The organism is Palaeococcus pacificus DY20341 (genome assembly GCF_000725425.1).
Classification (GTDB): Archaea; Methanobacteriota_B; Thermococci; order Thermococcales; family Thermococcaceae; genus Palaeococcus; species Palaeococcus pacificus.
The window spans coordinates 130,681-151,997 of sequence record NZ_CP006019.1 but is presented as its reverse complement, the minus strand read 5'-3'; the positions used below and the strand labels follow the sequence as shown (position 1 = coordinate 151,997).

23 protein-coding genes are annotated in these 21,317 nt (G+C 41.7%); 22 read left to right on the top strand and 1 reads right to left on the bottom strand.

What is annotated here, in order from left to right; genetic code table 11:
• Positions 1-69 precede the first annotated feature (69 nt).
• The 12 genes from PAP_RS00820 (at position 70) to PAP_RS00765 (ending at position 8,364) form a co-directional block, all read left to right on the top strand.
• Positions 70-2,523 carry a tRNA(Met) cytidine acetyltransferase TmcA gene (locus tag PAP_RS00820; protein WP_048164124.1) on the top strand — a complete coding sequence of 818 codons (2,454 nt, stop codon included), beginning with the start codon at positions 70-72 and terminating at the stop codon, positions 2,521-2,523.
• Between the two features lie 72 nt (positions 2,524-2,595).
• A complete protein-coding gene (locus PAP_RS00815) occupies positions 2,596-3,105 on the top strand; it encodes a TIGR00288 family NYN domain-containing protein (protein WP_048164122.1) in 510 nt (169 codons plus the stop codon).
• Positions 3,102-3,641, top strand: coding sequence for a TIGR00288 family NYN domain-containing protein (locus PAP_RS00810; protein WP_048164120.1), 540 nt, complete (start codon positions 3,102-3,104; stop codon positions 3,639-3,641). Before PAP_RS00815 ends, PAP_RS00810 begins: the two co-directional genes overlap by 4 nt.
• Positions 3,642-3,680: 39 nt before the next feature.
• Positions 3,681-4,592 carry a calcium/sodium antiporter gene (locus PAP_RS00805; RefSeq protein WP_048164118.1) on the top strand — a complete coding sequence of 304 codons (912 nt, stop codon included), beginning with the start codon at positions 3,681-3,683 and terminating at the stop codon, positions 4,590-4,592.
• Between the two features lie 96 nt (positions 4,593-4,688).
• A complete protein-coding gene (locus PAP_RS00800; RefSeq protein ID WP_048164116.1) occupies positions 4,689-5,219 on the top strand; it encodes an inorganic diphosphatase in 531 nt (176 codons plus the stop codon).
• A 33-nt stretch (positions 5,220-5,252) separates the two neighbouring features.
• Positions 5,253-5,822 carry a DNA-directed RNA polymerase gene (locus PAP_RS00795; RefSeq protein ID WP_048164114.1) on the top strand — a complete coding sequence of 190 codons (570 nt, stop codon included), beginning with the start codon at positions 5,253-5,255 and terminating at the stop codon, positions 5,820-5,822.
• Positions 5,819-6,001: a transcription elongation factor subunit Spt4 gene (gene spt4, locus PAP_RS00790; protein ID WP_048164113.1), complete on the top strand. Its 183-nt coding sequence runs from the start codon at positions 5,819-5,821 to the stop codon at positions 5,999-6,001. The genes PAP_RS00795 and spt4 overlap by 4 nt, the downstream gene beginning before the upstream one ends.
• A gap of 44 nt (positions 6,002-6,045) precedes the next feature.
• Complete coding sequence (locus PAP_RS00785; RefSeq protein WP_236626996.1) at positions 6,046-6,552, top strand: GTP-dependent dephospho-CoA kinase family protein; 507 nt, start codon at positions 6,046-6,048, stop codon at positions 6,550-6,552.
• Positions 6,542-6,838, top strand: coding sequence for a 30S ribosomal protein S24e (locus PAP_RS00780; RefSeq protein ID WP_048164109.1), 297 nt, complete (start codon positions 6,542-6,544; stop codon positions 6,836-6,838). The genes PAP_RS00785 and PAP_RS00780 overlap by 11 nt, the downstream gene beginning before the upstream one ends.
• Before the next feature lie 5 nt (positions 6,839-6,843).
• Positions 6,844-7,017 carry a 30S ribosomal protein S27ae gene (locus PAP_RS00775; RefSeq protein ID WP_048164107.1) on the top strand — a complete coding sequence of 58 codons (174 nt, stop codon included), beginning with the start codon at positions 6,844-6,846 and terminating at the stop codon, positions 7,015-7,017.
• Between the two features lie 212 nt (positions 7,018-7,229).
• The gene (locus PAP_RS00770) at positions 7,230-7,748 is read left to right on the top strand and encodes a flavin reductase family protein (protein WP_048164105.1); all 519 of its coding nucleotides are present in this window, start codon (positions 7,230-7,232) and stop codon (positions 7,746-7,748) included.
• Between the two features lie 31 nt (positions 7,749-7,779).
• A complete protein-coding gene (locus PAP_RS00765) occupies positions 7,780-8,364 on the top strand; it encodes a HemK2/MTQ2 family protein methyltransferase (RefSeq protein ID WP_048164103.1) in 585 nt (194 codons plus the stop codon).
• Here PAP_RS00765 and PAP_RS10320 read toward each other — a convergent pair.
• Positions 8,352-8,492, bottom strand: coding sequence for a hypothetical protein (locus tag PAP_RS10320; RefSeq protein ID WP_169738668.1), 141 nt, complete (start codon positions 8,490-8,492; stop codon positions 8,352-8,354). The genes PAP_RS00765 and PAP_RS10320 overlap by 13 nt on opposite strands.
• A gap of 266 nt (positions 8,493-8,758) precedes the next feature.
• Here PAP_RS10320 and twy1 point away from each other — a divergent pair, with 266 nt between their 5' ends.
• From twy1 to PAP_RS00710, 10 genes are all read left to right on the top strand, one after another.
• Entirely contained in the window at positions 8,759-9,739 is a 981-nt protein-coding gene (gene twy1, locus PAP_RS00755; RefSeq protein ID WP_048164099.1) for a 4-demethylwyosine synthase TYW1, read from the top strand.
• 108 nt (positions 9,740-9,847) lie between these two features.
• Positions 9,848-12,097, top strand: a complete 2,250-nt coding sequence (locus tag PAP_RS00750) for a prenyltransferase/squalene oxidase repeat-containing protein (protein ID WP_052649021.1) — start codon at positions 9,848-9,850, stop codon at positions 12,095-12,097.
• Positions 12,098-12,105: 8 nt separating this feature from the next.
• Positions 12,106-13,197 carry an FtsZ/tubulin family protein gene (locus tag PAP_RS00745; protein ID WP_048164097.1) on the top strand — a complete coding sequence of 364 codons (1,092 nt, stop codon included), beginning with the start codon at positions 12,106-12,108 and terminating at the stop codon, positions 13,195-13,197.
• Entirely contained in the window at positions 13,194-13,811 is a 618-nt protein-coding gene (locus tag PAP_RS00740) for a hypothetical protein (RefSeq protein WP_048164095.1), read from the top strand. The genes PAP_RS00745 and PAP_RS00740 overlap by 4 nt, the downstream gene beginning before the upstream one ends.
• Before the next feature lie 49 nt (positions 13,812-13,860).
• Entirely contained in the window at positions 13,861-14,457 is a 597-nt protein-coding gene (locus tag PAP_RS00735) for a class III signal peptide-containing protein (protein ID WP_048164093.1), read from the top strand.
• Position 14,458: 1 nt separating this feature from the next.
• Positions 14,459-14,896 carry a hypothetical protein gene (locus PAP_RS00730; RefSeq protein ID WP_048164091.1) on the top strand — a complete coding sequence of 146 codons (438 nt, stop codon included), beginning with the start codon at positions 14,459-14,461 and terminating at the stop codon, positions 14,894-14,896.
• Positions 14,877-15,347, top strand: coding sequence for a hypothetical protein (locus tag PAP_RS00725; RefSeq protein ID WP_048164089.1), 471 nt, complete (start codon positions 14,877-14,879; stop codon positions 15,345-15,347). The genes PAP_RS00730 and PAP_RS00725 overlap by 20 nt, the downstream gene beginning before the upstream one ends.
• Positions 15,344-16,741, top strand: coding sequence for a hypothetical protein (locus PAP_RS00720; RefSeq protein WP_048164087.1), 1,398 nt, complete (start codon positions 15,344-15,346; stop codon positions 16,739-16,741). Before PAP_RS00725 ends, PAP_RS00720 begins: the two co-directional genes overlap by 4 nt.
• Positions 16,738-18,939 (top strand): hypothetical protein, encoded by a 2,202-nt coding sequence (locus PAP_RS00715; RefSeq protein WP_048164085.1) that lies wholly within the window; start codon positions 16,738-16,740, stop codon positions 18,937-18,939. Before PAP_RS00720 ends, PAP_RS00715 begins: the two co-directional genes overlap by 4 nt.
• Complete coding sequence (locus tag PAP_RS00710) at positions 18,939-21,314, top strand: DUF2341 domain-containing protein (protein ID WP_048164083.1); 2,376 nt, start codon at positions 18,939-18,941, stop codon at positions 21,312-21,314. Before PAP_RS00715 ends, PAP_RS00710 begins: the two co-directional genes overlap by 1 nt.
• Positions 21,315-21,317: the final 3 nt, after the last annotated feature.

Sequence of the window (21,317 nt, the reverse complement as noted above, 5' to 3'; positions counted from 1 at the left end):
GAAATTTGATTTTCACAAGAGATGACTTTTTAAATTCTCCCCACATTTTCTCTTACAGGGGGTGGAGAGATGACCGTAAAAGTGCGATTCAGCAAAGATGTGAGAGAGTACGCAAAGGGCGAGGGGGTTAAGGATAATCTCTTAAAGCTCACAGAGAGAGCCCTAAGCGAGGCATTAGAGAGCTTCCACAGAAGGATGATTGTTCTCCAAGGAGAGGGAATGGAAAAAGCAGCGTTAGCAGGAATTTTAGGGGGTGCTTCTGCTAGCATTCTCTCCTCAATCGTGAGCAAGCTTATAGAGAAAAAACTTAGAGATGAGAGTGAAGATAAAATCGAAGTTCTCTACGCCACGGATGCTTTAGGGCCCGAAACTTTTGGGAGAAAGAGGTATGAGGAATTTAGGAAGCACTTCGATATTTTAGCGGGAGAAAATGTTAACGTCACAGCTGTTCCCTTCAAATACACCAAAGACATTCTTGGAAGGACTTTTGATATGCTCATTCTGGATTTGAGCTACGACTTCTCTCCAAACGATTTAGGAAGGATTATAGAGACCATCAGAGGCGGAGGGTTAATTTTTGTCCTGACAAACCCATTCAAAAAGTGGAAAAAGATGTGGACAGGCTTTCACAAGAGCCTTGTTACCCCTCCATACACAATCGATGACGTGAAGAAGCGCTTTAATAGACGTCTTATTAGGAAGTTTGAGGAGCATAACGGCATTTACATAATAAAAGCAGAGAATCAAAAAGTGCTTAGGAAGCCAAAAAACAGCAAAGACCAAGCAAAGCTGCCGGATAGGGAAAAAGTGATAATGCCAGAGGAAGTCAAGTTCCCTAAGGAGCTCTATGAGTTGTGCTTAACCAAGGGTCAAGCTGAGGTTTTGAAGAGCATTGAAGAGCTCGCAGATAAAGATGGGATGGTCGTTTTGACAGCAGATAGAGGAAGAGGAAAGAGTGTGAGCGTTGGAATAAGCGTTATAGGGCTCGCAAAAGTTAGTGGAAAGAAGAAGTTTAGAGTCGTGGTGACTGCTCCAGAGCTGGAAAACGTTCAAAGCCTTTTCCGCTTCGCAAAGAAGAGCCTCGAAAAGCTCGGTTATAAAGTGAAAGTGGTTGAAGAAAAGGGATTAATCAAAGAGCTCTATGCAAAGGGAATAGGTTTGAGATATTATCCGCCAACCGAAGGCTACAAAAAGAAGGCGGACGTTTATGTTTTGGATGAAGCAGCAGGAATTCACGTACCGATTCTTCACAAATACTTGAACAAGCCCAAAGTAATTTACTCCTCAACTATCCACGGTTATGAAGGAGCTGGAAGAGGATTTTCTGTCAAGTTCTTAAAGAAGGCTAAAGAGAAGAGGGAGTTTAAGGAGATACACCTTTCAACGCCGATTAGATATGCCAGCGGAGACCCTATAGAAAACTGGCTCTTTGATATCCTCCTCCTCGATGCAGAGCCCACTGACCTAACAAAAGAAGACTATGAGCTCATAAAGCGCAAGGAAGTTAAGTTTGAAGAGCCGGATTTGGATGAGTGGTTCGAAGGAAAAGGCGAAGACGAGCTAAGGAACTTCGTTGGAATTTATGTTTTAGCACACTACAAGAACAGACCGAGCGATGTAGCACTTTTAGCAGACGCTCCCCACCATGAAGCTAGAGTTTTACGCTTGAGCAACGGCAAAATCGTTACAGCGGTCCAAATAGCAAAAGAGGGCGGAATTCCAAAGAAGGTAATTGATAAAATGGCCCAAGGATACAAACCGCGTGGTAATATAATCCCGGACATGATGGTCAAACACCACTATGCCAAGGAGTTTGCTAAGCTCAAAGGTTACCGTGTCGTTAGAATAGCGACGCACCCAGATGCAATGGATCGCGGTTTGGGAAGCAAAGCACTTGAGCTTTTAATTAAAGAGGCTCAAGAAAAGGGCTACGATTGGGTTGGTTCAGGTTTTGGAGCAAGCGAGGAATTAATTAGGTTCTGGGTGAGAAATGGATTTGCTCCCGTTCACTTGAGCCCCTCAAGAAACCCGGTTAGTGGTGAGTATACCGCCATAGTGATTAAGCCCATAAGTGAAAAAGCGAAAAAAATTGTAAAAGAGGCAAATGCAGAATTTAGGATTCGTCTATTGGAGTGGCTTGGAGATACTCATAAAGATTTAGAGCCAGAAATTGCAAGGTGGCTCCTTGAAAGCCCATTTGAAGAGGCAGTTGATTATCCAATACACCTGACAAAAGTACAAAAGAAGCGCTTAGAACTATTCACTGGCAAAGTGCTAACATATGATACCGTTTTAGATGCAGTTAAACCAATAGTAAAGCTCTACTTCCTCGACGGCTGGATGAAACCATATTTAGATGAGAGGCAGATACACCTGTTGATACACCGCGTTCTTCAAGCACACACGTGGGAAGAGAGCGCTGAATATATCGGGCGTTCCTTAACATTTACGATGATAGAGGTAAGGGACATAACACGCGGCCTTTGGTACTACTACAAGCACATCCTCAACAGCAAACGCTGACTGGCGAACCTTTTTATATTTTCAAGTCAAAAACTGAATTAGGCATTTCAATGATTAACTGCGGTGGTTATCATGCCCAGTAATTGGGAGAAGATTATGTCGATGACAAAAGAAGGAGTCAAGAGTATAGCAACCATAAAAAGCAGAATGCAGAGGGGTAAAAAAATAGCCCTTCTCATAGACGGTCCGAACATACTTAGGAAAGAATTTAACATACACCTTGAAGATATCGTCGAAGCACTGGAAAAAATAGGGAATATAAGAGTAGCAAAGGTTATTTTGAACCAATACGCACCTCAAGGCCTCATAGAAGCCGTGGCAAATCAAGGTTTTGAGCCTATAATCGTGCCCGGCGAAACAGGGGTTAAATTAGTGGTTGAAGCAATGAGGGAGATATACAACCCAAATATAGATATAATAGCTCTTGCAACGAGAAATGCCGAGTTTTTGCCATTAATCTTAAAGGCTAAGGAAAAAGGAAAAGAAACCGTAGTTATAGGTGCAGAACCCGGCTTCAGCTCTGCATTAAAACATGGTGCTGACTATGTAATACTCCTAACTCCTGAAGGTGAGAACATATGAAAAGGCGGCTGTTTAAGATATTTGGCAAGGAGATAGAAAAGGAAGAAAAGAAGGTAGAAAAAGAAGAAACACGCAAAAAAGAGAAAGTAGAGAAGAAAAAATCTATTGGTTTGATTATAGACGGTCCGAACATACTTAGGAAAGAGTTTGGACTTCATTTAGAGGATATAAAAGCAGCTCTCGAAAAAATTGGAAAATTGAGGGTTGCAAAGGTCGTTTTAAATCAATACGCACCCCAAGGCCTCATAGAGGCAATAGTAAACCAAGGCTTTGAGCCCATAATCGTAGCTGGAGATACAGATGTTAGAGTTGCCATAGAGGCTATGGAACTGATTTACAATTCAGATATGGAAGTAATAGCTCTTGCAACGAGAGATGCGGATTTTCTACCAATTATAAGTGAGGCAAAGAGAGTTGGAAAAGAAATGGTAATCATTGGAGTTGATCCCGGTTTTAGCATTGCCCTCCAAAATGCCGCCGACTATGTCATAAAGATGGAAGGCAAAAAAGGAAAACAAGAAGGATATGAGGATTAGATTTTTAAAGAGAAGTCCCCAAGGCTACAAGGGATGACCATGATAATCCAGATTGCAGCGTTCGTAGTGGGACTGATACTGCTAATCAAAGGGAGCGATAAGTTCGTTGAGTCCGCTTCTAGAGTGGCTAAAGGGTTTGGAGTCAGCGAGTTTTTAATAGCTCTTGTTTTGGCAAGCATTGCCACCACGCTCCCCGAAGTTACCGTTTCTGCTCTGGCCGCATTTGAAGGAAGGAGCGATATGGCCTTAGGAAATGCCGTGGGAAGCGCTTTGGCCAACATAGCGCTTATTCTGGGGATATGCTCCTTCATAATGCCTCTGAATGTTGATAAAGTCGCATGGAGAAACTCAACCTTCATGGTTTTTGTAACCGCCTATGCCTGGCTCTTGATGAGGGATGGGGTAATATCGAGGCTCGATGGGGCTAGTTTAATCATGATATATTTCGGCTTCCTTTACTACCTCTACAAAAAGCATATGATTCTCGAAGAGCCTCCTGAGGGAGGAGGGAACCCAAAGAGAGAAATTCTTATAATGCTCGCGAGCGGCTTGATAGTTGTTTTAGGAGCCAGGCTGGTGGTTGATAGCGCTGTTAGCCTCGCAAGGACATTTGGAGTTTCCGAAGTGGTAATAGCACTAACACTGGTCTCAATAGGAACCTCACTCCCAGAGTTCGCCAATGCCCTAACGGCAACCCTCAAAAAGATACCCAACATAAGCGTCGGCAATATAATAGGCGCAAATATCCTGGACATCCTTATGGTTATTGGAGTGGCATCCCTCATAAGACCCATAAAAGTTGATACTGGCATATTCCAAACCACCATGCCATTAACGCTCTTAGTAATGTTTGTTTTAACCATTTCCCTTCGCCTGAACAACCGCGTTGGAAGAAAGACGAGCATTACGCTGCTAGCGCTTTACGCATACTTCCTCTACACCCAGATGTGAGCTGAAGAGAGCAAAACTTTAAAAAGAAACGCCTAAATTTTGATGCAGAGTTAAGTTTATATCCTTCCTTTTTAAAAAGGCTATGAGGTGATTGAGATGAATCCGTTCCACGAATTGGAGCCAGGACCAGAAGTCCCAGAGGTTGTTTACGCATTGATTGAAATACCAAAGGGAAGCAGAAACAAGTATGAGCTCGATAAAAAGAGCGGCTTGATAAAGCTCGATAGAGTATTATACAGCCCATTCTTCTATCCAGTAGACTATGGAATTATTCCACAAACCTGGTACGACGATGATGACCCCTTTGATATTATGGTGATCATGAGGGAGCCAGTATATCCCGGAGTGCTCATTGAAGCAAGGCCAATAGGCCTCTTTAAGATGGTTGACAGCGGCGACAGGGACTACAAGATTTTAGCTGTCCCAGTGGAGGACCCATACTTCGACGACGTCAAGGACATAAGCGACGTTCCAAAGGCATTCCTCGACGAGATTGCCCACTTCTTCAGGAGGTATAAGGAACTACAGGGCAAGGAAGTCACCGTTGAGGGATGGGAAGGCGCTGACGTCGCCAAGAAGGAGATTCTCAGGGCCATAGAGCTCTACAAAGAGAAGTTTAAGAAATGATTTTCCTTTTCAAAAATTTTTGGAGGTAAAGACATGTACAAGCTGTTGACGGTTAAAGACGTAGTGAGAATTCCCCCAACAAAGTTCACAATGGATCCAAAGGAAGCAGCGAGAGAAGAGCTCAAGCTCATATATGAGGGCATCTACGATAAAGATGAAGGCGTGGTTTTGGCTGTATTGGATATAAAGGAGATTAGCGAAGGGATTATCGTCCCTGGGGATGGTGCCACATACCATGAGGCCATTTTTGACGTTCTGGTGTGGAAGCCCGAGCTCCACGAGGTCGTTGAGGGAGAGGTAGTTGATATAACCCAATACGGTGCTTTCATTAGGATTGGGCCTTTAGACGGTTTAGTTCACATCTCACAGTTAATGGACGATTACGTGGTTTATGATGAGAAGAACAAACAGTTTGTTGGAAAGGAGAGCAAGAACATATTAAAGCTCGGTGATAAAGCGAGAGCCAGGATAATCGCAATAAGCGCAAAGAGCAAAGTCGTTAGAGAGAACAAGATAGGCCTAACCATGAGGCAGCCAGGCCTTGGAAAGTTCGAGTGGATAGCGAAGCAAAAGAGAAAGCAAAGTGAGGGTGAGGCTCAATGATAAGAGCATGCAGACACTGCCACCACATAACAACAGAAGACCAGTGTCCTGTGTGTGGAAGTAGGGACTTGAGCAATGAGTGGTTTGATTTAGTGATAATCCTAGATCCGGAGAAGTCTAGGATAGCTGAAAGCCTGAAAGTGAGCGTGGAAGGAAAATACGCTATTAGGGTCAGGTGAAAATGGGCAAGTGCAAAGATTTTTATCTTAAACTCCCAATTTGGATGAGAGAAGAACTTAAAGAGCCTCTTGGCGAGCTTATTAAAGGTGAGATTCCTCAACCATATTTGGAATCCCTTGAGAAGTTTAAGTCAGCTCCCTATTTAATCACAGTTGGTGATGTAGTGACGGAAAACGTTGTAAACCTCGGTTTAGAACCGAACGTGGCAATTTATGATTATAAAACCGAAAGAGAAGCATATATGCCCAAAGTTGAAGGTAAGGCCATTGCAATGACAGTTCACAATCCCCCAGCAACAATAACGAAAGCTTTATTAAATGCCATTAAAAAATCAGTTGAGCTGATTAAAAGAGGGAGAGAAGTACACATAAAAGTTTGTGGAGAAGAAGATTTGGCTACAATTCCAGCTGTAATTTACGCTCCCCTCGGTTCATTGGTGATTTATGGACAGCCCAATGAAGGGGTAGTGCTTATAAAGGTCACACCCGAAAAAAAGCTTAGGTTCGCAAAGCTGCTTAGAAGGATGGAGGTGGTTTACGATGGAGATTAGGATTATTGAAACCAAGGAAAATCCACTCTTAGGAAGAAAGGAGATATACTTTGAGGTCATTCACGAAGGAGAACCAACACCCTCAAGGAAAGACGTCAAGGGTAAGCTCGTTGCTATGCTCGACTTAAACCCAGAGACAACTGTCATACAGTACATTCGCTCATACTTCGGTAGCAAAGTTTCAAAGGGCTACGCTAAGGCCTATGAGAGCAAGGAGAGGATGATGTACATCGAGCCTGAGTACATCTTAAAGAGAGACGGCCTAATACAAGAGCAGGAGGAGTGATGTAGATGGCTGGTAAAAAGAAGGCTACCCAAAAGTGGAAGTACTATGAGGTCAAGGGCGACAAGGTCGAGAGAAAGAAGAAGTTCTGCCCAAGGTGCGGCCCCGGAATATTTATGGCCGAACACAAGGATCGCTGGAGCTGCGGACGCTGCGGCTACACAGAGTGGAAGAGGAAGTGATTAAAGGAGGCATTTTTCTGTTTTATTTCTGACATCCTTCGTGCCTCCCTTTACCCTCCTTGTTCAGCAACTGTTCTGAGTTAGGATTATCCATCCAGATTGGTTTCATTTGTTGAACCATATTTAGCAAAGCACATTTTTTAAATCAAATTTTGCTGTGCAAAGTTTGCACGCAACCCTTTTAATGAATGTCGCCTCACCAATTATTGGTGATGCTCATGCATCGCTTGATGTATCCTATGCGTACTTACCTAATTGTGTCGGGCAAGGGAGAAGAGACCAATGTTATGGCAGCCGATTGGGTTACAATACTCTCTCACGACCCGCTGATGATTGGAGTAGCTGTTTCACCAAGACGCTATACCCACCGCTTAATTACCAAGTATAATGAGTTTGTTGTAAGCGTTCCAAGCTTAGACATGCTCCGAGATGTGTGGATAGCCGGAACAAAGAGCGGTCCAGCAAAGCTAAAAGAAATGAGCATAACTCTGGTTCCTTCAATGAAAATAGAAACGCCAAGCATACACGAAGCCCTCGCAAACATAGAGTGCAGAGTTGTGGATAACAAAGAATATGGAGACCACACGTTTTTTGTTGGCGAAGTCGTTGGCTGGAGCCACAAAAGAGAAGCGTTTAAGGATGGGAAGCCCAACTTAAAGGCCAAGTTTTTGGCACATGCAGCATGGACGGATTTTGTTACGTTTGAGGACAAGATCTATAAAACTGAGTAAAGCATTTAAGCCCTCGCCTCCTTCTTTCTTTATGCCCTACATAACCTACGAAGGACTTAAGATTAAGCTTCACCCTCAAGTTTACGAGCCTTTAGAGGACAGCTTTCTGTTAGCGAGAAATTTGAAGGTAAAAGAAGGGGATTTGGCTTTAGATGTTGGCACAGGCACTGGGATAATAGCTCTCATCATGGCAAAAAAAGCAGAGTTCGTTTTAGGTGTTGATGTTAATCCAATAGCCGTTGAGCTCGCTAGGGAAAATGCTAAGCTTAATGACATAAAAAACGTTGAGTTTAGGCAGAGTGACCTCTTTGAGGAGGTTGAAGGCAAATTTAACATAATCACATTTAATGCCCCCTATTTACCAGGAGAACCAGAAGAAGCCATAGATTTGGCTTTAGTCGGGGGAGCTAGCGGGAGAGAAGTTTTGGATAGGTTCATCGAAGAGGTAAAGGAATACTTAAAGCCAAAGGGCATAGTTCAGATAGTTCAGTCCTCAATAACTGGAATCGAAGAAACGCTTGAAAAGCTCAAATCTAAAGGCTTCAATGTAGAAATAACCGCCAGAGAACATTATTTTTTTGAGGATATTGTGGTTATAAGCGGTTATGCCAAGTGAACCCGCTTAATCTCCTGGACGAAGCGAACTTTTGGTCTTTCCTCAAATTCATCTTCCTCAAATATATCAATTTCAAATTCTCTAGCCTTTGTTTTAATAATTAAAGTTGGTTTTAACTCGCTAAACATAAAGCCCAATAAAATCTCTTGGTATTTAAGTTTTTTGTTGAACCACATATCGACAATAGGCAAAACACCCATATAATGGGATAAGCTAATGCCATATTGGGACTCAGAAATATTTGAGGGTATCTAGGAGACTACAACCAATATGGAGAATTTAGGGGGATTATTAAAAATGTGAAAAGCGTTTGCATAGATATTTTATGATCACCAAATAGTCCGATGCAAAATCTTTTAAAAGCATAGCTTCAACGAGGTTTAGGTGAGCCTAAATGAGTGATGCGAGATATAATATGCCTGAGGAAATTGCTAATTTATTTAAAAAGCAGCATTACGCTCTCGTTGGAAGACACAGTGGAGTTAAGCTTTGCCATTGGTTAAAGGAGAGTATAAAGCACAACCGTGTTTGCTACAAGCAGAAGTTTTATGGGATTCAATCCCACCGCTGCCTCCAAATGACACCCGTGCTAGCCTGGTGTACTCACAACTGCATTTTCTGCTGGCGCCCTATGGAAGGCTTTTTGGGTATTGAACTCCCTGAGCCATGGGATGATCCGGCCGCCCTCATAGATGAGAGCATAAAAGCACAGAGAAAGCTCTTAAGCGGATATGGTGGAATAAAAGATCAAATAAATGCCAGAAAGCTTGATGAAGCGATGGAACCAAAACATGCTGCCATCAGCCTGTCCGGCGAGCCAATGCTCTACCCAAAGATAGGCGAATTGGTAGAGGAGTTCCACAAGAGGGGCATAACTACGTTCATAGTTACAAATGGAACTGAACCAGAGCGTTTAGAGGAGATGATCAAGGAAAACAAGCTACCAACACAGTTCTATGTCTCACTCACCGCCCCAGATGAGGAGACATACAACAAAGTGAATGTTCCGATGATCCCCGACGGATGGGAAAAGATAAACAAAACCCTCGAATTAATGAATGGCTTGCCAACAAGAACCGTCATTAGGCTTACTCTCGTTAAAGGCGAGAACATGCACAACCCAGAAGGATACGCAGAGCTGATTATGAAAGCAAGACCAATGTTCGTCGAGGCAAAAGCATACATGTTTGTGGGGTATTCAAGGAACAGACTCACTATAAACAATATGCCCAAACATGCAGAAATAAAAGCTTTTGCGGAAGAACTAGTCAAACACCTTCCAGGATATCACATAGAGGATGAATATGAGCCAAGCAGGGTAGTTTTAATAATGAGGGATGATATCAGCAAAGAAGAGCGTTTCATAAAGCTGTGACTGAGGTTTGGCCTTTTTAACCCTCTTTTGCTTTTCTAGTGTTTTCACTGCTTAGGAAAAACTTATTTATTGGGAGATACTTATTATAGAAATTAGGGAGGGTGAAAAATGAAGCGTATTTTATCATTAATGTTTATCGTTATGCTCCTGATTCCATACGCAAACGTAACAGCCAATCCAATATTAGACAAAGCCACTGATTTTATCAAAACTTCAAAAGACATATCTAGCGAAACGAGGGATATTAGTCTGGCCCTCATGGCAATAGTGGAATCTGAAGGAAAAGTTGGAGAAGACTTATCCCCCTATATCGACGAATATGTGGACTTACTTCTAAATGCCCAAAACCCAAATGGAGGATGGGGCTATAGGGAAGGACATGAGAGTGACGTTTTAAGCACAGCCTATGCTGTAATTGCACTATCCAATGCTCTTAACCATTATGAAATGGGAACCTCAAGGTTCACCACTGTCAGGAGAGCTACTGATTCAGGTGTCACGTTCATAAAAGATTCTTTTAATGGAGAGGCATGGGGATATGTTGAAGACACTCAAAGCGACTTTTACCCAAGTGTAATTGCAACTTGGGCTCTTGGGAGCAGATCATACTCATGGGAAAGCTCCTACATGTTGAAAAACGCAGTGGAATATCTGGAAAAAATAGAGAGCTATCCTGGACTTACTGAGAAAGAAATTGAAGCACTAAAGCTCATAGCATATTACAACATTGGATACACTCCAAAGGACTTAAGCGAGAGGATAGAAAAGTTGAGAGAGGCTCTCCTCAATGACTCACTCACTCAAAGAGAAAGGGCAATGGTAACGTATGTAGTGACCCTTTACGAGGGCGTGAGCTTCGATGTTGCGAAAGCTCTTCTTATTTTGGAAGATATCAAAAATGATGATCCCGTTTACTGGGCAAACCAACCTGCATTTTTAATGAAAAGCGCAGAAATCGTAGAAACCTCTTCTTATGCAACGCTGAGCTTTGCATTAGTAAGTGACAAGCTAAGCGAAACTCCGGAGAACCCCTTTGAAGAGTCATGTAAAGCTTTGAAAGCTCTGCAAAATGACGATGGGAGCTGGAGCTATATTTATGGGCTCTCATCAAATGAAAAAGCTACATATTATGCATTAAAAGCCCTAAAACTATGTTATTTTAGGGATGTAAGCATAGACAAGGGGCTAAATTGGACAGAGAACAGATTTGAAGCCCTCTCCCAAATTGCAAAGGAGAGAGGCCAGATTTATCCTGCGCACATCTATGCTCTACTGACGCTACTGGAGTTTAACCTCTTAAATGAGACTCAAAAGCAGGAGCAGATAACGCTCATCAAAAGCTTAAAGAGGAGCGACGGAAAGTGGGGAGCTTTCTTAGGACCTCAACCTTACGATACAGCTTTGGCAATTAAAGCACTACTCGCATTGGGCGTCTCTTCAGAAGACCCCGATGTGCAAAAAGCAAAAGAATGGTTGCTATCAATCTCCAGCAGTGGATGGGGAACATTCACAAAAACTAAATACTACTCTTATATGCTTTCAAAAGACGTCTCAACGACTTTAGAGGTTTTAGAAGCTCTTTACCCAATATCCAGCAGAGAGGAGCTTCAACCACATATAGAATGGCTCCTAGATCAGAGGACTGAAGATGGAGCATGGCCTATTGTGAAGGACAGCTACATAGCCAACGTGCTGATGTACCAAGGAAAACCGAGCATAGAGCTCACTATAAGAGCGACAGAACTGCTATACAAGCTAGGCTACAATTTAAGAGATGAGATATTAAAGTGGGTAGAGGATAAAGAGCCAGAGACAGTAGTAGATACATCCTTAAAAACGCTCTATTTGTCGAACTTTAAGTTTATACCTAGAACAGGTTTATACGATGTCATAAGGCTCCTTGGAGAGGAGAAGTTCACAATTAGCTATATAGATGATAGGAACGAAACAGCCTCAACAGTTAAGGATGCCGTAGATAAGCTATTCGGAGCAAATGTAAGCAGGGAAAAGTTCAAAGAGTTTAGTGATGGCAACTATATAGTCCTAGCAAACTACAGCACATTTAAGCTTGCGGACTACAACCCATATGTGAGCTTTGAAGTTGGAAGCACGGTAGTCACGATAGAAGGAAAGAGTTACCCGCTTGATAAAACGATTGTCCTAATCCCTGGAAAGTATGAAAAAGGAGTTATCCTATTTGTATTATACAAAGACGATTTGAGTGACGCCGTTAAAACACTATTCGACTCAGGATTGATTAGATATTTGAACGGAAAAGTATTGATAGTTCAATTTAATGATACAAACTACGACGGAAAGGCAAGCGTTGATGAGCTAAGCGCAGAGATAGTGAGGTGATTAAATAGATGAGAGCTCTAATCATTGGAATAGGTCAGTGCGGGACTAAGATAGCTGACCTATTCGCATTGGTCGACTTTGAGACCTTGGCTATAAACACATCCAAAGGAGATTTAGAGTACTTAAAGCACGTTCCCCATGAGAGGAGGATACTCATAGGAGACAGCATCGTTGGAGGAAAAGGAGTAAATGCAAATCCAATACTAGGCAGAGAGGCTATGAAGCGCGATTTGTCAATGATAATGCGCAAGATAGACTCAATAATGGGAAGAGAAGATATTGACATCTTCTTTTTAACTTTTGGTTTTGGAGGGGGAACGGGAGCAGGGGGAACACCCATACTAGCAGAGGCTTTAAAAAATGAGTATCCCGATTCACTGGTTGTCGCAATAGGCGCTCTGCCCTTGAAAGAAGAAGGAATAAGGCCCACAATAAACGCTGCCATAACTATAGATAAGCTCTCAAAAGTTGCAGATTCAATAGTGGCTATAGACAACAATAAGCTCAGAGAAAGCGGTGATGATATAAGTAAGGCCTATGAAAAGATAAATTATACAATTGTCGAGCGCATCGCATCACTTTTAGCGTTAATTGACATCCCAGGGGAGCAGACTCTTGATGGAAGCGACTTAAAGTTTGTGCTTAAAGCTTTTGGAAGCTTTGCAACCATCGGCTATGCAAAAGAAGATGCCTCAAAGCTAAAAAACCTATCCCGCTTAATTTTGAAGTCCTTTGAAAGCGAAGGGCTGTATTTAGAGGCAAACATAGAATCCGCTTTGTATGGGCTAATTGCCATTCATGGCCCACCAGAAGTGTTAAAGGCCAACGAAATTTTTGAGGCTTTGAACTATCTAACCCACAAGATAAAGGGAAAGCAAATCTTTAGGGGCTTTTATCCAGATCCCAGGGAAAGAGAAGTCGAAGTGGTGACACTGCTAAGCGGTATCTATGAAAGCAAGAGCATAGAGGACATAATAATTACTGCCAGGAATTATGCTCAATCATTTATGGAAGCCAAAGAAGAGGCAGAAACAAAGAAAAAAGAGCTTTTACAAGGTCTGCCAGACTTTGACGACATATACCCAGGTGAGGTGGAATGAAAGACTCAGTCGAGGTTGCTCTAGAGCTCAATGAGAAGGAGGTTTACTCCCACATCGCCCACGAGAGCGCGGAAGACATAATTAGGATAATCTCTTCACTCGATGCAGAGAGAGCAAAGAATAAAGGAGAGATTATATACTATCAAGATGACTGGGATGACTTGATAAGGCAGAGAATCCAAAAAGGGAAGAGGCATACGGCCTTTGATTTTTACAACCCGGCTCTGCTGGATATATGGGAAAGCAGAGTAAATCGGATGAAAGAAATAAGAAACAAGATAAAAATCACCACAATAGCTATTTTAAGCTTTGCTGGAATAACCGCGATTTTGAGTATCATTTACAGAGAAGCCCTGTTACTGGTCGGACTAAGCATGTTGCCCCTCCTTATATTCCTACGAGAGTACAAAAAGGAGTTCCTTGACTTTGGATACTACCAGCTGACTCAGTTTTTTATTGATGAGTTAAAAGAGCTTATAGCTAACCATCCACTCGACAAAGAGAAGTATGGTTTTAAGGTCTTTAACTATGACTATTTTGGTATAGACATCAAAAAGAGGGGAATAAACACGATTGCCACCGTAAAAGAGGAAGATGTGGCTGAAAATAAGTAACAACTGTTAAATAGTTTCGTAGTAATAGTATAGACATGGAAGTGAGAGTATGAAAAAGGGCCAAGTGTCATTAGAGTTCATGTTTGTCTTTGCAATATTCCTTGTCCTGCTAGTTTATTCTGTTAACAACATTACATTTACACAAAATTCCCAATCCGTTGATATCCTTAGGGTTCAAATTAGTTTAGAGGCTAAAAGCCTTTCTAATTCAATCTCAAACACAGTGTCTCAAGTCTATGCCCAAGGCCCAGGCTCCAAAGCAACCACGTATATTACTCTAAAGTACCTAAACGATGCTGACTTTATAGCAAAAGCGTTCAACATGAGTGGAACCCCTCAGCTGCTAATAGGATACCAAAATGGGACGTATATAGCCATTTTAGACAGCGCAAACAAGACGATATCCGCCAACGAGACCAGCACTGCAAAGAAAAACCTATTTTGGAGTCGAGCGATGTATGCAAAAAGCGTTACATCTTATTCACCTGCAGCTTCAGGTACATCACTTCCCGGGATTCTTATAAACGCCGGAAGCCTTCCTACAAGCATTAAAATTATTGTAGAGTGGAACCCAGATAGCACAGAGAGCTGGACACTTGATGCGAGCAAAGGTGAATTGAGAATAAATATCAATCCTGGTGGGTGAGATGAGGGGCCAGGTGAGCTTGGACATACTTTTTGCAATTTTGCTTATCACGCTAACCGTGGTGAACTTAACGTATTTAGCCACCAGTGAAGTGGGACATGCAGAGACTTTTGATACACTAGCGAGTGTTAAAACGCTCTCTATAACCATCAGAGACCATATAACAAAAGTTTATGCTGTGGGAGAGGGATTTAAAAAGAAGGAAGTTCTCCCATTTGAGCTCGACACTGGAGACAGCGTAAGAATACAGCTCGATGGGACTTCAAATCTGATTATCATAAACGTCACTATTGAAGGAAAGAGCTATACAATTACACAAAACTCAACAGTACCACTCACAACATCAAACGTGACCTTGACGAGCTCAAAAAGAGAGTTTTGGATAGTGGCGAATTATAACTCTACCGAGGAGATGCTATATGTTAAGGTTGAGCCGTAGAGGGCAGACCGCTCTCGAAACACTCTTCATAGTCGCTATCATAATGGCAGGAATAGCTTTTGTAGTGCCTAGCTATCTAAATGAAAATAGGAACATTTCCGTAATAGCTTATGTTAGAACATCTGCCTCCCATGCATGCGACTACTTAAATATGGGCGTTGAAATAAGCGAGAGCCCATATTCGCTCTTAAATCCTGCACTGGAGTCATTAAATGGTGAGAACTATCATTTTAGAGTGATGAACATAACCCAGGTCGATACAAACACTACAACAAGGATTCTAGTCACAATAAACACTCCTTTCCAAGTGGACAATACGACTATTGCAAACGGCATAAAGTCATTTATCATTGAAGACATAGCCAAAAACACGAACTTAGCAAAGAATAGTACGAATTTAGTGTATTCAGGTAGAATAATAGAGATTAGTGTGAGAGTGGTGAAAGGATGAAGAGGCGAGGTCAAATTTTATCTTTAGATGCCATGCTTTCACTTGTGATCATCATAATGATAGTAGGGGTAGTTGTAAATACCAATGACATAATAAAAGCGGAAGTTACAAATTTAATTGATTGGTATGATAGAGCAAACATCGCTGACAACATGCTTGACGTTCTAACTAAAAGTCCAGGCTATCCAAAGGGATGGGAGAACAATCCAAGTAGTGTTAAAGTTGTAGGCATAAGAAGTGAGGACTACTTCTTTGCTCTTGATTATGACAAGATTTTAGCTTTAAACTCTTCTATAATCAGTACAGTTACGAGGAACAGCTTGTTGAACCTAAGTAAATGGAAAGATTTTCAAATAGAACTCTATCTAACGACCAAAAATCTCAGTATCGCTGGAGATTTTCCGGGCCCACTTATAACATGGGACCTTTCCCAAGATAGCGGAAACTTTAGGATTTCTGACAAGGGAAATAGCCCGTTTGATGTTGAATGTGATAGTGTACTGCTCAATGGAGCGCCTGCACCTTTTGGAAATAACATTCAACTAGACTCCGGAGATGTCCTTGAATTCATTCCTTTGGAGGATATCGACGTGTACAGACAGGACACATATTATGGAAGTATCCCCTCAAACAGCTACGTTATAGTAGAAACCATCAATGCTATCTCAAACTTCAAATACTCCTTTAGTTCAGGAACTCCGTGCACACTTCACATTACCGGAATTGGCCAAGTTAGGGTTACTGTGGAAAGCTATGATAGAGGGAGTCTAAGCATCACGGCCACTTCTGTTTACCCAACCAACCTCACCACCCCAACTTATAGCTTTGCTATAATCAACGGTAGCTTAACTACAGATAGTGCCACAATCAACGCGTCGAAAGTTCGTTCGCCATGGATAGAGTATCAAGCGAGAAATTTCGTCGTTGCAAAGCTAATCTACAACGGGACTATTACCCTCACTCAAAATCAAAAAGAGGCAATCATTGTAGGCAACCTCAAGCAGAACCTTCCTGGCTATTCATATCTAGAGATTAGCGTGCCCCAAAACGAAGCTGGAAACTTAACATTTGCTATATTAGATGGAACATTATTAAAAGGCATTTTTATTGAGAAAGACGCTGCGGATTCAAATATTAAAGCCGTTGTGGCATGGCAAAACGACACAATGCAGCCAAAGTTTTATGAGGGAAACACTACTACTGTAAGGATACCCTGGAGTATGATTTTTGAAGAATTCACATCAGAAAACGGAGCAAAACCCGTAGAATTTTGGCTTTATGAAAAGAACTTCAGCGGAGATGTAGTTTTGAGAGACTTAGATAATCTGGGGATGTTATTAGAGCCAAAGTTTGAACCTGTTTTAATAAAACTTTGGGTGTGGGATGACAGATGAAGAGGAGAGGATTCGTCTTCACGCTCGATGCCTTGCTCTCACTCCTCTTAGTTACGATATTTGTGACAAGCATAATTGTAATGGAGAGCAACACTCAGGTTTACTCAACTTACATGAGGGGCCAAAATAAATACAAAGCCGAGGACACGCTCACGACCCTGAGAACCGTCGCATTGAAGGAGCTAGTTCCCCAAAACATAATCGAACAGTGGAAAAGCGATGGAACGCTTAATTTGAACTTAGTAGATGAAAATATGCCTCCCCTAGAAATAGCTGCAACTTATTGGGCTACCGAACCTCTTTACCCCTCAGAGAACCTAAAACATAAAGCGGAGATAATTTTAGGATACATATTAAACAGAACACTCAAAGACTACAATTATGAGTTCCTTATAAACAACTACACAAGCCCATATTTGAGGAAACTTGGCGCCAACTACTCAAAAGCTCAAGATGTTTCCCCAGCAACATTAGTTTTGAGCGGCTATGCATTCAATCAAACGCCGAGAGGATATATGGCGAGGGCATATTTGACCAAAGCGGAAGTTACAAGGGAAGATCTATACGGATGGATGAGAGTTTTGGCCGGAGCATTCTCAAGTGATGGCTACAGCAATACCCTCATTTTAACACGAAATATAACCTTACCGAACGATGCGAGTATCATAGAGGCAAATGGTAATTTTATTAAGAGGCTCAGCGAAACCCAAGACGTATATATAAACGGAAATTATGTCTCCCTACAAAACTCCTTGCCAAACGCCCCCGATATTTCAGGATACCTACAGCCTGGCACTAATACTTTTAGAATAGTGTATCACGACGCGTATTATTCATATAGGTACGTACAAGATGGAATAGGCGCAGGAAGCGGAACCACAGTATACATCAAGTACAGGAGCAGCAGCCTAAGCACTAAAAATCCGGGAGTAATAAAGATATACAATATCAATTCTCAGTATACTGGATTCTTTTACCTGCTTGAGAACTTCGTCCCAGGGAACATCACTTCGATTAACATGAGATTTAAAGTGAAAAATGTAAAGTACGTCCGCCTTTATTATGGTCTTGGGGGTGATTTAACACTTCTTCTTACAAAAAATGCCAGTGAATCGGGAGTAACGACTGTAGAGTTTACAGACAATGAGATTAAAACTGCATTGCAGAATATAGGGGTATCCTATGACAACCTAAGCAAGATGGTCTTTGATTTTGTAGTTGCCTTTGATGCAGTATTTGTGGACACAGGAGACGCGGGATATTTCACATATGGTGGCGCAGGTTATGGTTATGGATGTTCTGTTTCTGAATGTGGTGGGGTAGCCAACAGAATTTTATATGGCTATCCTGATTCGGAGGTAAGAATTAACTACATATCTAAAACACTAATAACCCAATACAGCATCCCGCTCTCGATATATATCGACTACCAAGACCCAAAAATCAGCTACAGCGGTGATTATACTTACGCATGTGGTGTCGACACTTATTCACAGATGAGTGTGAACTATGACCTGCCGCCGGAGAGTGATCCGTGGTATGCTGACTACTGGGTAGGTTACTGCTTTAGCTCTTCAACTACCCAAAGACTGAATGAGAATTTGAATAATGGGGGAGGACAGTTCTATGCAGGCCCCAATGGTCTTTATGCTATAAGGGTTTCATATTCAAAGCTTTATAACTGGATGATGGTACCAGGTCAGGCAAATACATTTCTGGCACAGCTTGATACAAGTGTAGGCAATGGAGGAACATCATACAGATATCAACAGACGAGGGGTATCATAAAATACTTCATCCAAGGCTACGCAGGTTATGGAGATGTGTTTCCCAGACTACTCCAAGACTATCCAACATACAAGGGATACAACTTAACATACTACTACAATGATGGCTCAACTACCTACACGCGCTCGATTTTAGTTGGAGATGCTCCCTACAAGGCAATAAGTATAGACAACCTAGATCCCACCACTTATGCCGTTGATGACGCAATTTTGAGGCTCTTTGATAAGTTAAACTATGAAAATGATGCTAATCCTGAAGAATGGGAAGATAGTCCCTACGATGGAGCACAAACCAATCCAATTGATGTGGATTTACCAGCTGGAGTTCAAATAGTGTTTGCAAACATGGGCAACATTCCCGGATTATTTGAGCCCATAACAATAACCCTCAGAGTGTGGAGGGAAGACTGATGAGGAGAAGAGGATTTCTATTAAACTCACTCGTTCTCGTACTTTTAATCCCTCTGCTGCTGCTCTTAGCGACTTATGAGGACGTGTCTTCTCAAATAGTCCAAGCGCAGAGCGAGAGAACCCAAGTTGAGAGAAGCTATAGGACTATTTCATACTTAGACTTGGACTTTCAAAAGGCGTTAGAGATTTCTGGAAAAAGAGCTATAGTGGCTGTAGTCGATTATGTTTCTGTTACTGGCAACTTCATAACATCCAAAATGGCAAACGAGACCATAAAAGACCTAATCCTCACAGGTAGCTCTCCAGCTATAAGTGGATATGATGTTAACAGAATAATGCAAGGACAAACAATCCAAAAGTGGCTCACAAATATTAGCCAAGACTTAAGAGAACAAGGATTTGAGATTTCCCCAAACGTAAGTGTGATAGCAAACAGTATGGAACTCACTGTAGCGCCTTTAGATTCTTTTAGAATCGTTATAAAAGCTAGAATCCCAAACATAACGATTACAGACATGTCCGGAAAAATAGTTTACAGTGGCTCAATACCAAAAAGCGGAAATTACACTTACTCAATAGTGGATATACGCAACTTAGAAGACCCAATATTCTCGGCAATTACCGGGGGTAGGTACTACCGTTCAATAAAAGCCTGTGATTACACATTCCCAGAGCTTATTGAGAAGCCAATAAAAGTTCTGGCAGGTAATGGAAGTAGCAGTGAGTCTCACGTCATTGAAAAACTATCTAAGGGCGTAGATACTGATAAGATACACTTTGGAGATGTCTATCCTGGAGACGGAGCAAAAGGTTACGTCCTGCTAAACGGCTCAATAAATATCACTGCTCCAATTATCGTCAACACGACTTTAAGTGGAGTAAGAACCTCCCCAAGAGATGTTTTCAATGAAGGAGACATGGGTGTTATGGTGTTTGATAATATAAATGGTGGTAGTGGCTGGTGTTCCCTCTTAAAATACAGATTAAACATGACAATACAAAACAATATGGCTCAGGATTTAACGAATTTCCAAGTTCCAATTACTATTGACAGCACAACTCTCCCAAATCCCACCTTGACAACATTTTTCAACACTGCAGACAACGATGATGACAATGTACCAGTTATTGAAATCTACGATGAAAATTGTAATCCTGTCAACTTTTGGGTTGAAAGCTGGGATACCACTAACAAACAAGCTCTAATTTGGGTAAATATTACAATTCCAGCAAATTCTCAAATAAAACTTAGTATACAATTTGATTCAAGTGGCACAGAAACATTAGGAAATCCAAATGAAGTGTTTGACTTCTATGATGATTTTAATGAGATCACATTGAATAGTACCAAGTGGGAGCAGTATAATGCCCAAGTATCCCTTATTAACGGAGTACTAAGAATTACCAATGATTACGCAGGCATATACACAAAAAAGACTTTTACTCCCCCAGTTATAATTGAGTTCTACCAGAATATTAAGAACAGCTGGGCGGAACTTTATATTGCCGTTAGACAAACTTCCTATCCCTGGGGTCCTTTATGGTGGGTAAGAAGTAATCAGGTACAGCCCGGAGAATGGTCTTATTTAGATGACTATGCTTGGGGGAATTATCATAATGAATATCCAAATCTTCCTGCAGGGTGGCATAAAGGAACAATATATTGGTTTACGTATAATTCAAGATTAGAATGGGATACCGGAGCAATAATATACAATACATATAATGCCTACCAAAATTACAATGGAGCAATTGCATTGGGGACATGGGATAAAAATCAAGAATGGGATTGGATACGCGTCCGCAAATATGCATCGACTTCTCCAACAGTCTCAATATCTAATCAAATAGAACAAAAGCCAGCACCAACCATACAAACAACAACAGCGAGAGTCTACGACATCCAACCGTTCCGAGAGTGTATCAATGAACAAGAGGGGGATATCATGTACTTTGGGCTATCTAGTGGATGGTCCTTCTTCGAGCGTCTCGAAGGGAGCAATACGAACCATGATGCATACGTGAACCTGGCTCATCAAATGCAAGATGAGCTTGGAGTTAAATTTGGAAACCAGTATTATCCAATCGGTCTGGTAAGCTTCATGGTGCCTCATAAACCCTATGATGAAAAACTCTCCAACCTCTTCGATACATTGGGAATAGTACCAGAGGAAGGACAATCCAGTGTGGATTATTACTTCTTAAACTACTACTTTAAAGGAGGTTCAAAAACCTCGGGATACAGGGTATGGGGAATTTCTTATGGAAACGCATCAAGCGGAGATTTAAGCAGCATTCCCTTCTTCCTTGATAATCAAACGGCTGTGGCACTCTTTGGTACCCAAGGGGCCCAAGATTTACTGAACACGGGGTGAAAT